The 17,218-nt window shown below is 32.4% G+C and carries 21 protein-coding genes; 4 read left to right on the top strand and 17 right to left on the bottom strand.

Going from position 1 to position 17,218, the window contains the following annotated elements:
- Positions 1–25: 25 nt before the first annotated feature.
- The 12 genes from ABD859_RS23135 to ABD859_RS23080 all read right to left on the bottom strand — a co-directional run bounded on the left by ABD859_RS23135 (position 26) and on the right by ABD859_RS23080 (position 10,158).
- Positions 26–613 (bottom strand): hypothetical protein, encoded by a 588-nt coding sequence (locus tag ABD859_RS23135; protein WP_345147177.1) that lies wholly within the window; start codon positions 611–613, stop codon positions 26–28.
- A 5-nt stretch (positions 614–618) separates the two neighbouring features.
- Positions 619–1,368, bottom strand: a complete 750-nt coding sequence (locus ABD859_RS23130) for a DKNYY domain-containing protein (RefSeq protein WP_345147176.1) — start codon at positions 1,366–1,368, stop codon at positions 619–621.
- A gap of 13 nt (positions 1,369–1,381) precedes the next feature.
- Positions 1,382–2,329 (bottom strand): hypothetical protein, encoded by a 948-nt coding sequence (locus ABD859_RS23125; RefSeq protein WP_345147174.1) that lies wholly within the window; start codon positions 2,327–2,329, stop codon positions 1,382–1,384.
- A gap of 9 nt (positions 2,330–2,338) precedes the next feature.
- Complete coding sequence (locus ABD859_RS23120; RefSeq protein ID WP_345147172.1) at positions 2,339–3,061, bottom strand: DUF1963 domain-containing protein; 723 nt, start codon at positions 3,059–3,061, stop codon at positions 2,339–2,341.
- 17 nt (positions 3,062–3,078) lie between these two features.
- Complete coding sequence (locus tag ABD859_RS23115; RefSeq protein WP_345147170.1) at positions 3,079–3,831, bottom strand: hypothetical protein; 753 nt, start codon at positions 3,829–3,831, stop codon at positions 3,079–3,081.
- A 6-nt stretch (positions 3,832–3,837) separates the two neighbouring features.
- On the bottom strand, positions 3,838–4,785 hold the full coding sequence (locus tag ABD859_RS23110) for a DUF6985 domain-containing protein (RefSeq protein ID WP_345147169.1): 948 nt from the start codon (positions 4,783–4,785) through the stop codon (positions 3,838–3,840).
- A gap of 558 nt (positions 4,786–5,343) precedes the next feature.
- Entirely contained in the window at positions 5,344–5,802 is a 459-nt protein-coding gene (gene tnpA / locus ABD859_RS23105; protein WP_345147167.1) for an IS200/IS605 family transposase, read from the bottom strand.
- 42 nt (positions 5,803–5,844) lie between these two features.
- Entirely contained in the window at positions 5,845–7,197 is a 1,353-nt protein-coding gene (locus tag ABD859_RS23100; protein WP_345147166.1) for a DUF6138 family protein, read from the bottom strand.
- A 30-nt stretch (positions 7,198–7,227) separates the two neighbouring features.
- Positions 7,228–8,028, bottom strand: a complete 801-nt coding sequence (locus tag ABD859_RS23095) for an SMI1/KNR4 family protein (RefSeq protein WP_345147164.1) — start codon at positions 8,026–8,028, stop codon at positions 7,228–7,230.
- Positions 7,952–8,548, bottom strand: coding sequence for an SMI1/KNR4 family protein (locus ABD859_RS23090; RefSeq protein ID WP_345147163.1), 597 nt, complete (start codon positions 8,546–8,548; stop codon positions 7,952–7,954). Before ABD859_RS23090 ends, ABD859_RS23095 begins: the two co-directional genes overlap by 77 nt.
- A 99-nt stretch (positions 8,549–8,647) precedes the next feature.
- Positions 8,648–9,814 (bottom strand): immunity 26/phosphotriesterase HocA family protein, encoded by a 1,167-nt coding sequence (locus tag ABD859_RS23085; RefSeq protein ID WP_345147162.1) that lies wholly within the window; start codon positions 9,812–9,814, stop codon positions 8,648–8,650.
- 26 nt (positions 9,815–9,840) lie between these two features.
- A complete protein-coding gene (locus ABD859_RS23080) occupies positions 9,841–10,158 on the bottom strand; it encodes a winged helix-turn-helix transcriptional regulator (protein ID WP_345147161.1) in 318 nt (105 codons plus the stop codon).
- Between the two features lie 165 nt (positions 10,159–10,323).
- On the opposite strand from ABD859_RS23080, the gene ABD859_RS23075 reads away from it, so the two are divergent.
- Positions 10,324–11,241 (top strand): DsbA family protein, encoded by a 918-nt coding sequence (locus ABD859_RS23075; protein ID WP_345147159.1) that lies wholly within the window; start codon positions 10,324–10,326, stop codon positions 11,239–11,241.
- A 304-nt stretch (positions 11,242–11,545) separates the two neighbouring features.
- Here the strand turns inward: ABD859_RS23075 and ABD859_RS23070 are convergent, their stop codons facing one another.
- From ABD859_RS23070 to ABD859_RS23060, 3 genes are all read right to left on the bottom strand, one after another.
- Entirely contained in the window at positions 11,546–11,896 is a 351-nt protein-coding gene (locus ABD859_RS23070) for a hypothetical protein (protein ID WP_345147157.1), read from the bottom strand.
- An 85-nt stretch (positions 11,897–11,981) separates the two neighbouring features.
- The gene (locus ABD859_RS23065) at positions 11,982–12,671 is read right to left on the bottom strand and encodes an SMI1/KNR4 family protein (protein ID WP_345147155.1); all 690 of its coding nucleotides are present in this window, start codon (positions 12,669–12,671) and stop codon (positions 11,982–11,984) included.
- Positions 12,672–12,745: 74 nt separating this feature from the next.
- Positions 12,746–13,222, bottom strand: coding sequence for a CinA family protein (locus tag ABD859_RS23060; protein WP_345147154.1), 477 nt, complete (start codon positions 13,220–13,222; stop codon positions 12,746–12,748).
- Positions 13,223–13,432: 210 nt separating this feature from the next.
- Here ABD859_RS23060 and ABD859_RS23055 point away from each other — a divergent pair, with 210 nt between their 5' ends.
- The 3 genes from ABD859_RS23055 to ABD859_RS23045 are packed head-to-tail and all read left to right on the top strand — an operon-like array spanning position 13,433 to position 14,608.
- The gene (locus tag ABD859_RS23055) at positions 13,433–13,927 is read left to right on the top strand and encodes a hypothetical protein (RefSeq protein ID WP_345147151.1); all 495 of its coding nucleotides are present in this window, start codon (positions 13,433–13,435) and stop codon (positions 13,925–13,927) included.
- Positions 13,928–13,949: 22 nt separating this feature from the next.
- On the top strand, positions 13,950–14,354 hold the full coding sequence (locus tag ABD859_RS23050; RefSeq protein WP_345147150.1) for a hypothetical protein: 405 nt from the start codon (positions 13,950–13,952) through the stop codon (positions 14,352–14,354).
- A 29-nt stretch (positions 14,355–14,383) separates the two neighbouring features.
- Positions 14,384–14,608, top strand: coding sequence for a PrgI family protein (locus tag ABD859_RS23045; protein WP_345147149.1), 225 nt, complete (start codon positions 14,384–14,386; stop codon positions 14,606–14,608).
- 136 nt (positions 14,609–14,744) lie between these two features.
- On the opposite strand, the gene ABD859_RS23040 is transcribed toward ABD859_RS23045, so the two are convergent.
- Together ABD859_RS23040 and ABD859_RS23035 are read right to left on the bottom strand one after the other, a co-directional pair.
- Entirely contained in the window at positions 14,745–15,125 is a 381-nt protein-coding gene (locus ABD859_RS23040; RefSeq protein WP_012026140.1) for a SpoIIAA family protein, read from the bottom strand.
- 322 nt (positions 15,126–15,447) lie between these two features.
- The gene (locus tag ABD859_RS23035) at positions 15,448–17,217 is read right to left on the bottom strand and encodes a RagB/SusD family nutrient uptake outer membrane protein (protein ID WP_345147148.1); all 1,770 of its coding nucleotides are present in this window, start codon (positions 17,215–17,217) and stop codon (positions 15,448–15,450) included.
- Position 17,218: the final 1 nt, after the last annotated feature.

The following is a 17,218-nucleotide window of genomic DNA, read 5'->3' as shown; positions in this document are numbered from 1 at the left end:
ATTCTAAAGAAAAATTAAATTGATTTTAGAATTCTATTTTAAACGGATATGTAAAATCTGCTGTAAAATCGGGTTTTTGAGCCGAAGGTTTTATCAAAAATTCAAAAGTAGGTTCCATATCTTCCACTTGTTCTACTTGCCCTGATTCTGTTTTAATTTGTAAAGTCTGCTTTGTTAAACCTGCTAAAATCGTAACGCTGTAAAAACCATTTGGAAGTTCGATTGTTGCGTGTTTGTATTTTTTTAGCAAATCGACTTTTTCTTTTGTAAAATTTCTTAAATACGGAATCGTATATAAATAAATTCTGCCGTTTACAACCGTAAGACAATATCCATCGCGTTTGTGCTGCAGTTCGTTTCCGGGTTTTAATAATTCGGGAACGTCATCTGAAAGATTAAAATAAACGGTATACGGATAATTTTCTATTCCAATCATCGGTACAATTACTCCCTCTTCTACAACCTGATCTCCGGTTTCTTCAGTTGTGAATTCCGTTAGAAGATCATCCGGCAGATCATTTTCGATTTTATATTGCATTAAACAATCTACATCGCCAAGAATGAAATAATCCATAAGATCGTTTAGTACTTCGTTGAATTTATATATTGCCATATTGCTTATAGTTTAGTTCGTTTTCCCATATAATAACTGTATTCTTTATCAAAAGCATATCCTCTTTCGTCGATTACTTTAAAATGAAAATCATTCAGGCTTTTGGTTTTGATTATTTTTACTTCATCGCTTATCGTGCGTACAAAATAGGCTTGTTTATCATCTTTAGCATAAAAAGCATTATCGCATTCCAGATAATAGATGCCGTCCAGACAAGTTTCGAGAATTTTAAACGTCTGTGGATTGGCATCCGGAATTATTTTTCCTTTAAAAAACACATGATTTTTATCTTTTCCAAGATTGCCTATTAATTCAGTATACGGTATTGTGAAAGATGCTAAATCAACATTTTCAACCAAAACCGTGTCTCCAAAATACAATTTATCATCTGCGACAGCATAATAATCATTAAGATATTTTGCTTTACTGTAATCAAAAGGCATTTTATCGCTGTGACGGTAATAATTTCCGTTTGAAAAAGTATACCATTTACTGATATCAATTACTTTAAAATCCTTTGGAAATGCATCTTCTAAAATACAAAAACTACAAAAGGCACTTTGCAGATAAATATGATTTTTATCTGAAAAATAAATTGTTGAAGCAAAATCATCTTCTGATTTGGCATTTGTTGCTGTAATTTGAAAAGTTTCAAAATCAATAGTTTTATACAATTTCTTAAAAACTTCACTATCGTAAAAAAGAATAAATTTATTATCTATGATTTTGTATCCGTGTCCAATTTCTTTAATCATTTTATATGTTTTTCTATCTGATTATTTCTAATTCATTAGAATTCTCAGGTTTGTATAAATAAAAGGTATGCACTTTGGGCATCGCACTTTTAGCAGTTTTTGAAATCAAAGGAGAATAACCGTAAGACAACATGTCTTTGCAGACTAATGTCACAATTTTACCATTTCCATAAAATTTAAGCTCGGCATTCTGGCATGGGTAAATAAAGTTGCGTTCTTCACTGGCGTATTTCAGGATTTCATTTGATAAGTCTTTTTCAAAATTCTCTCCCATCCAGGGTTTAGACAAAGCTTCTTCGTGAATGCTGGTTTTTAATAATTTTAAGTAATCTTCTTGTTTCTTTGATTCCAAAATGTTCTTGAAATTGGTATAAAAAGCATCAACCTGTTTTCTCAAATCAGGTTCACTTTTTAAATCTTTACTTTTGTTCCAGCCGTTAATTTTCCATGAAATATCTTTATCAATTACATTAAAAGAGGTTTTAAACTCAAGATAAGCCGTATTGGTTTCAACTTTTGGCGTTTCAAAAGTCAGGATTTCCCATTCTGTTTGTATTCCTTTTCCTCTCGCTTCTGCTTTATCTAAAAGAGACAACGGTTCTGTAGTTTTCTTAACGCTTATTTTTACTTTTGCTGTTTTGTTTATCGTTTCATCAAAAGACGTTTCGTCTTTCTTTTGAGGATATAATCTAATTGCAATTTCCTGTTTACCGGGTTTTAAAATATATTGATTAATTTCTTTTCCTAACGAAAAACCGCCGCCCAGCCCAAAATAAACCATCACAGGTATATCATTAACCAATATTTCGTAAGAGCAGTCCTGATGTTCGTATTTTAAAGTAAATAACATTCCTTTACTGTTTTGACTGCTTTCTGTTTTATTCATTTTTTGTTGGGCAGATATTTGAATGGCTGAAAAAAGCAGCAAAACAGCACTCATAAATAAATATTTCTTTTTCATTTTTTATTTTTAGGATTGTCCCCAATGAAATTCGCAGTTACTGAAATTTAGCGCTTTTAAATCCTCTAGCTCTATTAAAACGCTGAAAACGCCTTCGTCATTAAATCCGTTTTCGCCAATTTGCAAAAGGACTAGTTTATCAGAATTGACCACGTCTAAAATCTGCTGTTCCTGTGCCTGGCAATGTGTAAAGATTCCGAAGATTTTTGAGGTTTCGCTTCCTTCAAAATAATCCCATATTAAACCGTCGTCGTTGGCATCTTCTTCTTCGTATTCATCTTCAGGATCACGGTATCGGTCAGAAAGTTTTTCGGTTGTTGCAAAAGCTTCTTTTATTAAAACGCCTTCAAAAAAATTATCTTCATGATCTTTTACAACTCTTACTAATTCGCTGTTATCAATATCTGCATAAACAACCAAACCTTTGTCTTCCATGATATCTGCAAAAAAGAACAAATGTCCCGTTTTAGGCAAAAGTCCGTACATGTCGTGCGGTGCAATTTGTTTTAAATCTAACTGAGCGGCAAAACGCAGGTCTTCCGGATAATCGAAATTTTCAGGAAGATCAGCAATTGGTCCGCCATAACGCGAATGTCCTAACGGAATATCGAGCGTGCTGGCTTTTACAAGCAGTCCGTCTTCTAACAATATTTCCGGCATTTTTAAACTGTCTCCATAATAATGTTTAGTTGCCGGACGTAATTCTATAATATCAAAAATTTGATTTTCCATTTTGTTTCTGCTAAAAGTTATTCGTATGATTTCAAATAAGCTGTAATATTTTTTTCTAATAAAACGGTCATGGAATCTGCTAGTTTTATTATTTTAGGCGGTCTGTATTCGTGGGCATAACTTGAAATCTGACCATTTTCAGCATTATACAATAGTAAATCGCCGTCACCATGAAGCCAGAATTCTCCCAAAACCAAGTATTCTTTTTCATTAAATGTTTCCAGAAAAATATGTTCAAAATCGATTGTGATTCCTTCTAATTCTAATTTTGAAATTGTGTTCCAAAATGTTTTTAAATCAGCTGAAAATGAAATTTCTAAGTCTGTTTCTTTATCTAAAATTACAGCTTCTGTTTTTCCTTTTTCAATTTGATTTGAAGTATCAAAAGTCTTCACCAATTGTTTGAAAAATTTTGGATATTCCTTTTCGATATAACCGAAATTATCTTTTACAAAATTTCGTTTGTCTTTTTCTTTTTGTTTTTCTGCTCTGCAAAAGGCTTCAAATTCTGCGTTATACTCTTTTTCATAAATGTCATTTAGATCAGCATTTATATTTTGTGTTTTGAGCCATTTAAAAACTGCCGTTTGCGCTGCAAAAGCATTTCCGGCTGTACTAAGATTTGCTTTTGGTTTTATCTTTAAAAAAGCGGTTCTTCCGCAGTCTTTTTCAACTAAATCTTTATTAGTATCAAACCATTTCAGCCATTCTTCTCCTGAAAGTTTTCCTTCTGCTAAAGCTGTAAATATCTTTATTAATTCCTGATCCATAAAACATTAAAGTTTGTTATTATCTTCTTCGGCAATCCAGGTTAAAAATGCTGTATCGGCACCGCCAATTTCCACAATTCTGTCTTTATGTGTCATAAATCCTAAACCATGTTCACTGTCCCAAGAGCAGGAAAACAGAAAACCAATGTATGGAATACCATCTTTAAAAACAGAAGTAATGTAAATTGTCAATGGCGAAATCAAATCAGCAAAACCTTTTATTTCCTTAATATCCGGCATAAAATCCGGTTTGTCTTCTTCACTGTAACCATAGATTTTCTGTTGTTCTGGATATATTTTTAATAGTTCCTTTAAAATGCTTTCGAGTACTTTCGTCTGGTTGTTTTGAAGATATTCGATTCCATTTTCATGTTCTTGTGTGATTTCTTCATTCTCGTCTTCATCATGAGATAAAATTTCACAGCTTATAAAAGCATCTTCTTCATTAAAAAACGACTGCCATTCTTGTAATTCAATGGAATCAAAAAAATCTTCTTCATCGTCATATTCTTGATTTGAAAGTGTACGCGGATTTTCTAAATGTTTATTGAAAAATTCATAACAAAACGGCGCTCTGGTAAATATGTAATCCGGGTTTCCATTATAACATAAGTAGAAATATTCTAATGCTTTTTCTTCATTACCGCATTCCAGACAGCACTGGCCTTTATAATAATTTCGAATATAAGGTTCATTGCGCCCCGAAGCTGTATGACGGTCGCTTATTTCTAACCAACGCATCATATTTTGGAAATCTTTTGCCCAAATATATTCATTTGTCATTCTGCCGGCAATAATATAAGCCTGATAAATACTGTATTTCTCATCATCGGCTTCGTGCCATTTTTCTTCAATAAAATGAATTAAATCTTCTTTTGTGAGCTTGTTTTTCTTTAGAGAAAATTTATCTAAAAAAGTATCTATTTCGTTTATGATTGCTGCTGCGTTTGACATATTTTTATTTTTTTAAATTCCACATCATGGTTATCAAACGTTCCTCCGGAACGTAAAATCACCACAATCATTTTTTTTCTACCGACGAGATGTTCCTAATGGAACATTTTTTTTGCAATTGCTACCAACGAGATATTCCTAACGGAACATTTTTTTACAATTGCTACCAACGAGATGTTCCTAACGGAACATTTTTTTGCAATTGCTACCGACGAGATATTCCTAACGGAACATTTTTTTGCTTTGCATAGTGATAACATATTGACATCACCATTTCGTTCTTGTTCCAGAGGAACATTTCGTTGGTAACTAATATAATCTACAATCCAAAATCGTCCCGTAGGGACGTTTGAATTATAATAATCAAAATCAAACGTTCCTACGGAACGTGAAATCACCACAATCAATTTTCTACCAACGAGATGTTCCTAACGGAACATTTTTTTTTGCTTTGCATATTGATATTGGCATCACCATTTCGTTCTTGTTCCAGAGGAACATTTCGTTGGTAACTAATATAATCCACAATCCAAAATCGTCCCGTAGGGACGTTTGAAATTACATTGGATCAATAAAAACATATTGTTCATCATACTCAATTTCAAATGCTTTTAATATTTTCAGATATTCCTCTAAAAATGTTTCTTTTTTATGGTGTTCTTCCTGATTTTGTATGTAACGAATCACATTAGGAACATGACTTCTCGAATAAGAAAAAGCTCCATATCCTTCCTGCCATGCAAAATCTAAAGACAATCTTTCCTCTTTAATCCACTTACTGGTTTCAGTTTTTACATTTTGAATTAAGGAAGATATAGATTGTGTTGGACGCATTCCTATAAATATGTGAATGTGATCCGGCATACTATTTATAGAAAGCATCTTATGATTATTTGACTGAATAATTCCAGTTATATATTGATGCAGTCTCTCTTTCCATTCTTTCGCAATTAATGCTTTTCTATATTTAACAGCAAAAACAAATTGTATATGTAATTGTGTATATGTATTTGCCATATTGATATTTTTTTACCTGCATGATGTTCTTAAAAACATATTCTATCCGTTCACTTGTAATTTTTCAAATATTTTCTTTTCTGTATCAGTAAGTGTTTTACTTATTTTAGAAAAGTTTTTGCTTTGTCCAAAAGTGGTATACATGACACTTTCCCAGCAATAATCCGCCATTTCCTGAGCGTCGTTACCGCTGTCTGAGTATTCTTTTAAATCTTCTTTTGTAAAATAGTAATCAACAAAATTCTCTTTACTGTCCAGTAATAATTTCAGGCTTTTTTCATTTGTAAAATATGAAATGAAATTTTTATTATGTGGATGTTCCTGCATCGATAAAATGGCATTGATGTATACTTTTATAGACTTTTCGCTGATACCGAATTTCTCTAAAAATACAGGCGTAAACTTGGCTTGAATAGATTGATGTTCTTCATCAACAGTTTTATAGTAGTCAATCAGAGTATCAAAATATTTTTCATCTTGTAAGCCTAAAGCAAAGACAGCAAAAGTCGACGGCATAGCGCAATTTTCGTCTTCTAAATTGTTGTACCATTCATATTCTTTTTTCGCAAGATTTACATATTCTAAAATATTTTTATGAAGATTTGGATATTTTACAGCTCCGGCAAATAAATAATTCTGTCCGCATTTTGAAAGTCCTTTTATAGGCAGAAGTTCTTTTTGTTTTGATGAAAAACTTATTTCGTAACTTTTAGGAAAATCAGATTTCAGGAGATTGTTTATAAACTGCAGAGCTTTTTTATAACTTTCTTCATTATCATTTGCCAGCTTTATATTTATTGAAGCAAAAACATCATTTGCTTTGCCTGTAAAGTCTGTGTCTTTATACTGCGTTAAATCTTTAGGAAGTTTTCCAGTTCCGTTTTTCTTAAGCTGTTCTACTTCGTCTGAGCCTAATTGTGTTACAATATCAAAATACCTATTGGCTGTAACTGTGGCATAACTTGGACCGTATTTGATATGACAAACAGCAACATAACATACAAAAGATAAAATTTCTTTTTCTTCTTCAGATATCGAAATTTCCGGATTTGTTTTTCTAGTCCAGATTTCAGTCCAATATTGCTCATTTTTGTCAAAAAACTTTTCTGTTATACGTTTCTTAATCCATTCTCCAATCGTGTAGCTAATTTCATTAAAGCCATTTAGTTTTCTTAGTTTTTCAAAAAAGTCTACATAAAGTTCTTTTGAAAATCGTCTTGTCTGAAAAAAGTATTCAATTACAGAGCTGTTCAGAAATTTTTCGCCTGAATCCAGCAGATATGGATTTGGATAATCTTTATCGAGTTTTATGGTGCCGTTATTTACGGCTTCTATAAATCGTTCTAAAAGTGCTTCGTTTCCTTCTGTTTTTACAAGATAATTTAATTGTCTCATGCTTTATTTATTGCCTCTTTTTTAATTTGATTATTCTTCTTCATCTTCATACGCTTCCTCATCATCATAAGAAAGATAAGACCAGTCAATCTCTATACAGTCCAGAATTTCATCAAAACGTTCCTGACTGCTTGAACCTATAAATGCCGCTAAACATTTATTATTTTGATCGAAAGAAAGGCTGATTACATCGTAAAACTGATCGCTGTAGACTTTTTGATTATCTCTGCTTATTTCCGGAACTAGTTTCCAGTTTTCTTCTACAAATTTTACAATTTCGGGTTCAATTTCTCCCATATAATTTCCGTTATACTGCAGTCCGCCCAGCGTGCCGCTAAAAACAGCCATGAAAAAGAAAAAGTTTTCGGTTGTCTGGGTTTCAACTTCCCATTCAGACTGTTCGATTGTATCGTAATTGCCGTAAACTGGCGGATTATCTTCTATTAAATCTTCTTTTTTAATGCCCCAGACAGCCACATTTTGATTTTCTTCATAAAAAACCAAATAGTTATCGTCTGTTAACTCTATTTCGTCTGGTTTTAAAAGTCTGTTAAAGCTGTAGTTTAGATTTTCTTCTTTTCCTAATTCTAAATAATATTCTCTAAATTTTTCCGGAAGTTGTATATTGAGTCTTTTCTCAAGTGCGGCAATTTCATTTTCTGAGAAACCATAGTTGTCATTTTCAGAAAGATTGTAAAGACGTTTAATTTTCTTGATATAATTCATTTTGGCTTTTATATAATTTATTGGAGATTTAGTATCTCCATTTTTTAACTGTTTTTTCTCCAAGAAACTGTATAACAATTTCTTCTGCCCAATTTTCAGCTTCATTATTTTCTGCAAAATCTGCCTGTGCAAAAATCAAACAGCCTTTAAGATAATCATCGACAGTATCGAACATTTTGGTTAAATACGGCTTATCGTCGTGATCGTAATAATAGATTTCTTTGGTTTCGCTGTGAAAACAAAACATATTTCCGTTGCCTAAATAGTCGCTGAAAGAAATTAAATATGGTAAAAGAGCGTTATCTTCATCCGTAAAATCAGGACCGTATTGCGGTGCATCTGCCCAGATATCTTTAATCCAGTCAACTTCTGTAAAATCCTGAAGCTGTTCGCCAATATCTGCAATTCCAAATGTCTGGTAAAAAAGTTTGAGGTTTTCCGGCAGTGTAGTTCCTAATTTTGTTTCAAGAGCCAGAATTTCTTCTTTTGAAACAGGCTTTTTTAAATCATCTCCAAAATTATCTGCAATTTGCTCAATAATTTTTTGAGTGTTTATTTTCCAGTCCGCATCGCCAATTTGGTTAAACGGAATCAGAATATCTTCTTTTCTAAGTATTTCAATCATAACAACGGCTTATATATTTACTAAAGTGAAAATACACAATTCTTTGTAAGATTGCAATTACTTTATGAAAACAAAAAAAATTAGGTTCGCGAGATGGTTTTAAATTTGTTTAAACAACTTAAAATTTTCTTCATAATTTTTATCGGCATCTAATCCGAAGAATGAAAAAATCTCTCTTTTAATTTCGATATTTTTTGGATTACGAAGATCTCTGTCTTTAGAATAATAACCATTATTCCAATAGGCGTTGTTTGATTTTTCCTGAATGCACTTTTCTAAATCGCTTGTATCTAATCCAAAACCAATTCCTTCATTTCTATACGGATTTGGTTCATGCCAGCCATTACTGCTTTTTTCTTTAGAAATTAAATACTTATCAAACTTTGATGATTGTGTTTCTTTGTAAATCAATCCGTATTGCAAATAAACAGTTTCGTTATCGATAGCACTAATACTTTTACTGTATGAAATAAGCATTTCTAAATCACTAAATTCTAAGTCTTTGTTACCTATAATTTTATTTTCTCCGTAAAAAAAGTGATTATCCATAACCGCTTGCGATGGCAGTGCATCGCAATGAATTAGTTCATCTAAATTAATATTTGGCGTGTTGGCAATTTTATGATAGACCTTAACGATAAGAGGTTTTCCCATCAAGTTCTTTAATCCGTAGTTTTTATTTTCTGTAAAGTCTTTATTCTTTCTTAGTTTAGCAATGTCTAATAAAATTCGCCCAAATCCCCATCTTTTTCTGCCAATTTTAAATGCAAAAAAATCTCCTTCCTTAAATTTACAGTTTTGGCGTTTTGCCTGTTTAAAACTTTCAATTTCTTTTAAATCATCTTGGGTCGTTTCTTTTATCCAATCTTTCAGCCAGATTTTTAAACCATTTATAGTTTTATCTTCCTTCGTTTTTCCAGAAAAATAATTCGTTTGTGTGGTATAATTTGAAATTAAAACATGTCCGGCCGAAAAACTAAAATATACACCAAACGGGCTAAATGACTGCGTTGCTGTAAAATTTAATTTCTTCGGTTTTCCTTTTGCAGTTTTAGGAAGAAGTACAGATCTGTTCTCTGCTGTTTTTTCTAAAAGTTCCTGTTCCAGATATTGATTTTCTGATACTGTAATTTTCTTTCTTATAATATCTCCGTCAAAATACAAATACATATCTTTTAATTTTATAAGTTCCCAGTTTTTTTCTACCGGCAAAAGCCCAAGATACTTTCTCTCATCATTTGTGAGTTCAAACAAGATATTTTCCATATTTTTTTAATATTTAAAGAAGTGCATTATTTCTCAGAAAAAAATTCCAGTTGTTTAAAAACCGGAATAAGTGATTTTCCTTTTTCTGATAGATTATATTCGATGTGAAGCGGTTTTAGTTTGATGACATTTTTATCCAGAAGCCCAAATTCTTCCAGTTCGCGCAATGCGGTAGATATCGATTGTTTGTTGGCGCCTTTAATGTCACGCAAAAGTCCGTTAAAACGTATTGGACCATTTACAGCCAATAAAAAAATCTGCGGTTTCCATTTTCCTGATAATAATTTTAAAAGTCCTTCTGCCGGACATTCACTTTCTTTTTGGGATTTGTTTTCTGTAGTCATGTTTTTTTGACTAATTGACTTGTGATTAAATACAAACGAACTTTGTGATAAAATTATAAAAATAAGAAAGCCGAGCGTACATTTTAAAAGACTTTTATGAAAATACTGCCGCTATTATTAATCTTGATTTGCAGTGCGAGCTGTCAATCGCAAACTAATTCGAAAATGAACGAGAATACAACAAATCCGTTATTATGCGATCCTGAAAATGGAATGTGTGAAATGCCAGTTACTGAAAAATCAAATGAAACAGTTTCTATTAAATCTGAAAACAAACCTGTTAAAATAATTTATTATACTGATCCAATTTGTTCGTCTTGCTGGGGAATTGAACCGCAGCTTAGAAAATTAAAGCTGGAATATGGCGATGATTTTGAAATTGATTACCGCATGGGCGGTTTACTGCCAGATTGGAGCTACAACAGCGGTGGTATAAGCAAACCGTCTGATGTAGCGCATCATTGGGATGAAGCGAGTTTGTATTATGAAATGCCAATTGATGGAAATGTATGGCTTGAAGATCCGCTTGATTCTTCTTATCCGTCTTGTATTGCCATGAAAGCGGCACAAATACAGAGTAAAGAAAAAGCGATTCAGTTTATGCGCATTCTACGTGAAAATTTATATCTGGAAAAGAAAAATATTGCCAAATGGGAAAATATTGCCGATGCAGCCAAAACAGCCAATCTTGATATAGAAAGATTAAAAACAGATTATGACGGCGATGCAAAAAAACTTTTTGAGGACGATTTAAGCCTGGCAAGAAAACTTGGTGTTAGAGGTTTTCCAACTTTCTTTTTCTCTGACGGAAATAATAATCAATTAACTGTTTACGGATCTAAGCCTTTTGCTTCTTATGAAAATGCTCTTTTGGCATTGTATCCTGAAGCAAAAAAGAAAAAGTTTGAAAATAAGAATACGTTATCACTTTTTGAAATTTATCCAACTTTAGCACCTAAAGAATATGCAGTTATTCAGGAGATTTCTGTAAATGACGCTTCGATTATTTTAGAAGAGTTATTTAGAAAAGGAAAACTGGATAAAAAAACGATTAAAAATGGCTCTCTTTATTTTGTAAAATAGAAACCCATTATCAAACCTTCCTACGGAACGTAAAATTGTCAAATCGCAATTGTTTTTTCTACCAACGAATTGTTCTGAAGGGAAAATTTACAAAACGTGATAGTAAATAAAATATGTATTTAGAAATAATTCATTAGTAAACAGATCCATAACTCACCGAAAGATTGTCTTATAAGAAGGTTGATTATTTATGAATAAACTACGATTAAAAAGCTCGTTTTGTATTAAACGTTTAGTTTTATAAATAAAGCCGGAAGTTATTTCCGGCTTTATTATTTTTTAATCAATGTGCTTTCAGAATTAATCAGCTATTTTCGCAAAAAGGAATTTTATCCGGTGAAAGAATCCATGAAATTCCATCCGACTCTTGTTTTACGTGCCAAATTACAAATCCTTTTGACAATTCACCAAAACCATAATCAGAATACATAAAAGGGGGAATCCATATTAATTGTATTTCACCGTCGCCATGCCATCCAGCTTTTTTAAAAAGTTTTTTTGCCTCTGTTATGTATTCTTCTGCATTGTTGAGAAATAATTTTGGATCGAGAGCAAAATGCAGATTATCAATCCATTCATAGATATATAAATTAAAACTTTTTAATTCATCAGGGTTGTACTGAATAACTTCTTCTTTTTTAATTGTATAAGACATATTATTTTAATATTTGATAAACTATTTTCAAAATTACTGTTATCAAAATAGAAAATTTATCCAATAACGTCATAAATTGAATACTTTAAGCCAAACAAATATTAATGATTTTTTGCGCTTCTTCTTTAAATTGAGTTTGATATTTAACTCTCACAGCACTTTTACCAATAGAATCAAAATATACCCAGCCTCCTATTTTTTGAATAATATATTTGGGCTGTGTTTCGGCATTGAAGATTTTATCAAACGAAACTGTATTTAGAAAAATCTGATGTACATCATCAAAAAGCTTTTTCTTGAGTTCGCCGTCTTTTACGAAGCTTATATAATGACTTTCAGAATTGTAATAGCAGTCAAAATAAAGGTCGTTATTGAATTTATAAGTATTATTATAATATTCTATTACTTGTTTAAATGTTCTAAAGCGAACGGGTTCTTCAGAATGACGCGGCAATATTACGATTGGTTTATCTGTATTGTTTATAACAGTAATTACATCACCATCGATTGTTGAAGCAATAGTAAGTGAGTTTAATACAGAAGGTATTTCCTGCTCTTGTAAATCCCAAAAATCCATGTAGTCTCCAAAATTTACTTTTACAAAATCCGGATCAGGCTGCTGGATCATCAATAATTCATTTATGTTTCCAAAACCATATTTAGAGATAAATTCGGTATAATCTTCCGGTAACGGAAATGTTATCTGATTTTGGATTTCTTGAATGTCAGCATGCGTTACTGAATGTATTTTTCCAATAGTGTAAATTGTATCCATGCAGTTTTGGTTAGCAGTTTGGCGCTGTTTTTTAGGAACATAAAAATAAGTCATTTTTATATTTAAAAAAATCATTAGCTGATTTCTTTCAAAATTAAATCGGCAACGGCATCAATTGCCTGATTTATGATACTTTCGGGATTACCTTTAAATTCATAACGGCGGGCTGTTTCTGTATGAGAAAAAACAATATGAATAAAAATTGTACCTACCGGTTTATCTTCACTTTCGCTTCCGCCTGGAGTGGTAAGTCCGGTTAAAGCAACACAAATATCTGAATTCATATATCGATAAAAATTTTGTGCCATGAGTTTGGTAACTTCTTCAGATTCTGCACTGTATTTTTCTATTGTGCCCCACGGAATATGAAGTAAATCTTCTTTCATTGATGTGTGATAACATACCATTCCTCCTATCAATATTCGTCCGGAATTAAAAACTGTCGAAAATTCATAACTCATTTTTCCTGCCGAAGCGCTCTCAACAAATGTAATAGTTAGATTTTTTTCTATGAGAGCCTGACAACAGGCAGTTACTTTATCAGAAGCCATATTATTTAAATGTTTTAATTAAACAAATTACTACTCAAATGTAAATGGTTCCCTTATATGAAAATTACACAATTTCTTACAATATTTATATTATAAGTAACTGTTAATTATGCAGCTATAACTTATTTTCCTGTAAGAAGTTCCAAAGCCTTCATAACTAAATTTGTAAAACATGCTAAGTGAAAAAATAACAACTTAAATACAAATGTCATGGAAAAGCCAAATAACTTCGAATATGGTCAGACTGATCCTGACTATATCGATCAAAATACACTTGTTGACGGAACTTATTCTAATGAGGACCAATACAAGCAGATTCTAAAGAATGATACTCCTCAGGAATTTGGAGAAAGTGATCCCGATGTAATCGACCAAAATACTCTTGTTGATAATGATAATTATGCACGAGACGAAGATCCGTATCAATATCAGGAAGAATTTATTGGAGATTTAAATCATCCGGAACAGGATTTCGAAAATAACAATAATGTAAGAGCTGAAAATATTCCGAATGAGGAACGGGTGGTAAATGAAGATGATGCTATTACGAATGATGATACCGAAAGTGATCTGAATGATGAATACAATCCTGATTTAGAGGAAGAAAATGAAATAGAAAGAAGCGTTGATGACGATAAGGATGCTCCGGAAAATTTAGATGATTTTGATGCAGAGCATTATCCTGAAAATCATCCTAGAGAATAACAATTAGTAAAAAAATTGGTTTATGACTTTAACAGCTCAAATTGTCTGGCTTTTTGTACTGGCAGTTCCCATAGCCTGTATAAGCTGGACGGTAACGCACGAAGAAATTTTTAGAGAACCTCATGAATGGTGTGTCAAACGATCGCAGAATGACCGCTATATTTTATCGAGAAAGTTTTTTTATCTGCTTACCTGCGAATATTGTTTTAGTCATTATGTTACGATTGCTTTTTTAATTCTCTGCAATTATAAACTTTTGTTAAACGATTGGCGCGGTTACATTTTGGCCGGATTTTCGCTGGTATTTATGGCAAATGTTTATATGAGTCTTTTTGCTTTGCTTAGGCAGGCAATTAAAAAAGAAAAGGTGGAAATTGAAAAAATCGAAACTGAAACTGACAACGAAAAAAATGTAAACACAAAATAAAAATACGTTTAATTAAATAAGTAAAAATCATGGAAAATTTACAGTTTATTGACCCGCTATTGCACGGAATCAAACCTTTAGAAAACAATACAAAAAATCTTTCAGTAAAACAGCTGGCGTGCGCCGGATTTGGCTCTCTTTTGGTTGGAGCTGTTTTAAAGAAAACCGGACATACAAAAACTGCTGCAATTGTGGGAAGCCTTGCTCTGCCATTATTATCTGCTGCAGTTTATAAAAAAATAGCAAATAAATAAAAGGGAAACATTTGCTAGTTGCGAAAATGCCCGTTAAGGTTTTATACCTAACGGGCATTTTCTATTAATGTCATGTTTAATTTGCCGGGTAATTTTTACGCACTATGAGTATTTTTAAACTCGTGGAATTATTTTTTTAATTTGCCGGAAGGTTAATGTTTCCTTCTACCCAGTTTAAAGCTTTATTGAATGCTTCTTTTTTAAAACCGTGAAATTCGCCCGGTACAACATAACTAAATCCGTTTGTAAAAGAAATTATATCTTCAGAATCTGTTACAATTGCAGCTCTGTTCCATTTTCCTAAATGTTTTAATCCTAAAAGAGCATCCTGAAGCCAGGCACCGGCAGTAAAATTTTTAATATCGGTATCCAATACTAATAAAAAATTGATTTCATTTGTTTGTTTTACCAAATGTTCGACTGCAGGAACAACTGCTGTTAAAAAATCGTCTTTTGTTACTTCTGCCAATGCTCTAAAGGCAACAATATTATCGGTAGTGTCAATTTGATGTATCATGATTTTATACAATTTGAGTTATTATTTTAGTTTTGCCAGATTCATTTAAAATGTATAATCTGGCTGCTCAAATTTAATTATAGAACAACAGATATATCTTACATTTTATCGTCTGATTCTTACACAATACCTATGCTTTTTTTACTGATTTTTATAAATTAAAATCAGAAATCATACTAGTAAATTTACTAAAATAAATAATTCAAAATACTGTAATCAAGCGTTTTATACATTTATTAACTTAGCAATTTTAAAAGAAAAAGCCTGTTTCTTCCGAAAACAGGCTTTTTACAAAAAATAAAAAATAAACTAACACAAAATCTTAATTGTATCCCTGGTTTTGCTGGAATACTTTTTGATCAATAACGGTCTGCGGAATTGGAAATAATCTTTTAAACGGCTGTGATGCAGCTTTTGCTGTTCCGGCTAAATCAAATTTTCCAAAACGAATGCTTTGCGGTCTTCTTTGTAATTCCCAGTATAATTCAAAACCTAATTCTTTATATAACTGCTGAGCGTCTAAAAATGTAAGTGCTTTTCCGGCAGCATTTCCAAACAGAGATTCTCTTTTTCTGCTGGTACGTAACATATTTAAATCATCCATAGCCGGACCAACATTTCCTTTTCTAAAATTAGCTTCGGCTCTCATTATATACATTCCTCCTAAACGGAATAATGGAATATCAACATTACTGTTTCCGTTTCCTCCTTCCGGATCAAATTCGTACTTAAACACACGTGCTCCCTGATTTATTTCATTTTGAGCAAAAACAGATTTTGTTGGATCAGCAAATGTCAGTGTAGGCGTAAAATTCATTCTTGTTGTTGTGCTTTTTTCCATATATAACGGAGAAACTTTAATACGGTTCCCTACCATTTCAAGAGATCCAGAAGATAATAATATTGGTCCATACTGAAGTCCAGCCTGAATTCCTCTGTTAAAATGAAACCAAGGAAGACTTGGGCTGCTTTTTGGCACAATGTCAGTTGCAGGTACACTTACATCTGTACCGTCGTTCATAAACCACGTTCCGTCTGAGTATTGATAGTGCTGTTCAAATCTTGGATCATCATGATTTCCATCCCATGTTGCATAAAATTCCGGCGTTGTACAAGCTGCATTTGTTCCTCTGTTTGCTGCAGATGTTCTTTGGTTACGTTCCATACATACATAAGCAAAGCTGTTAGAACCGTTGCGGATGTAATCTATTTTTTGAGAAATTGCAAAAATAAGCTCTTTACCATTTTCATTATCTCTTGCAAAGTTTTTAAAATAATCGCTTTCTAAACTGTATTTTCCTGAATCGATCAATAATGATGTGTAGTAAATAACACGATCCATATCTGTTCCTGTTCCCGTTACAGCAGCTTCGTTAAAATTAAAGTTTGAAGAAGCATTGTAACGGTCTTTAAATACGGCTCGATTTAAATACATCGTTGCTAAAAAAGCATAACCAGCCTGTTTTGTAAATCTTCCGTGGTACGTGCGCTGTGTTCCAATATCAGCCAAATCAGGAAGTAAAGCTTCAACATCTTTAATTAACTGGTCAATCTGTGTATCTGCTTTTAAAATCTGTAAAGGCGCACTAGGATTCATTGGATCTCTATAGGGAGCCTGTCCGTATAAGTCTAGTGTTGTATATGTGTAATAAGCCAAAAGCGCTTTAGATTCTGCTAAAAATAGTGTCTTTTCAGGAAAAGAAGTTTCTTGCGCTGATTTTATGGCAGTTAAAGAACGTGTAATTCCGTTTGTTAATAAATCCCAGTTTGAAACAATAATGGCATTACTGGAACTCCATGTAAACTCGTGCATGTCTCTCCATTTTCCGCCGTCTCCCCAGTCACTTCCGCGGGTTGGTAAAATGGCTTCATCTGTAGTATATTCCTGCATGGCAAAAACAGCACCGTGATCTACGAAAGTTCCGTCTCCTAAACGGTCGTAAGCAGCTGCAAGAGAACCCGCAGGATCTGATACAGAATTTCCTGATTTTTCATCCAGAACCACTTCATCTAAATCAGTACAGCTGTTTAGGAGAAAAATAAAAGAGAATATTGTTAAAATTTTTATACTTAAAAATGTCTTTTTCTTCATG

Origin of the sequence: Flavobacterium ginsengiterrae (genome assembly GCF_039539785.1) — a bacterium.
Classification (GTDB): domain Bacteria; phylum Bacteroidota; class Bacteroidia; order Flavobacteriales; family Flavobacteriaceae; genus Flavobacterium; species Flavobacterium ginsengiterrae.
Note: the sequence above shows the minus strand (reverse complement) of the source record. Positions and strands in the feature narration are given on the sequence as shown.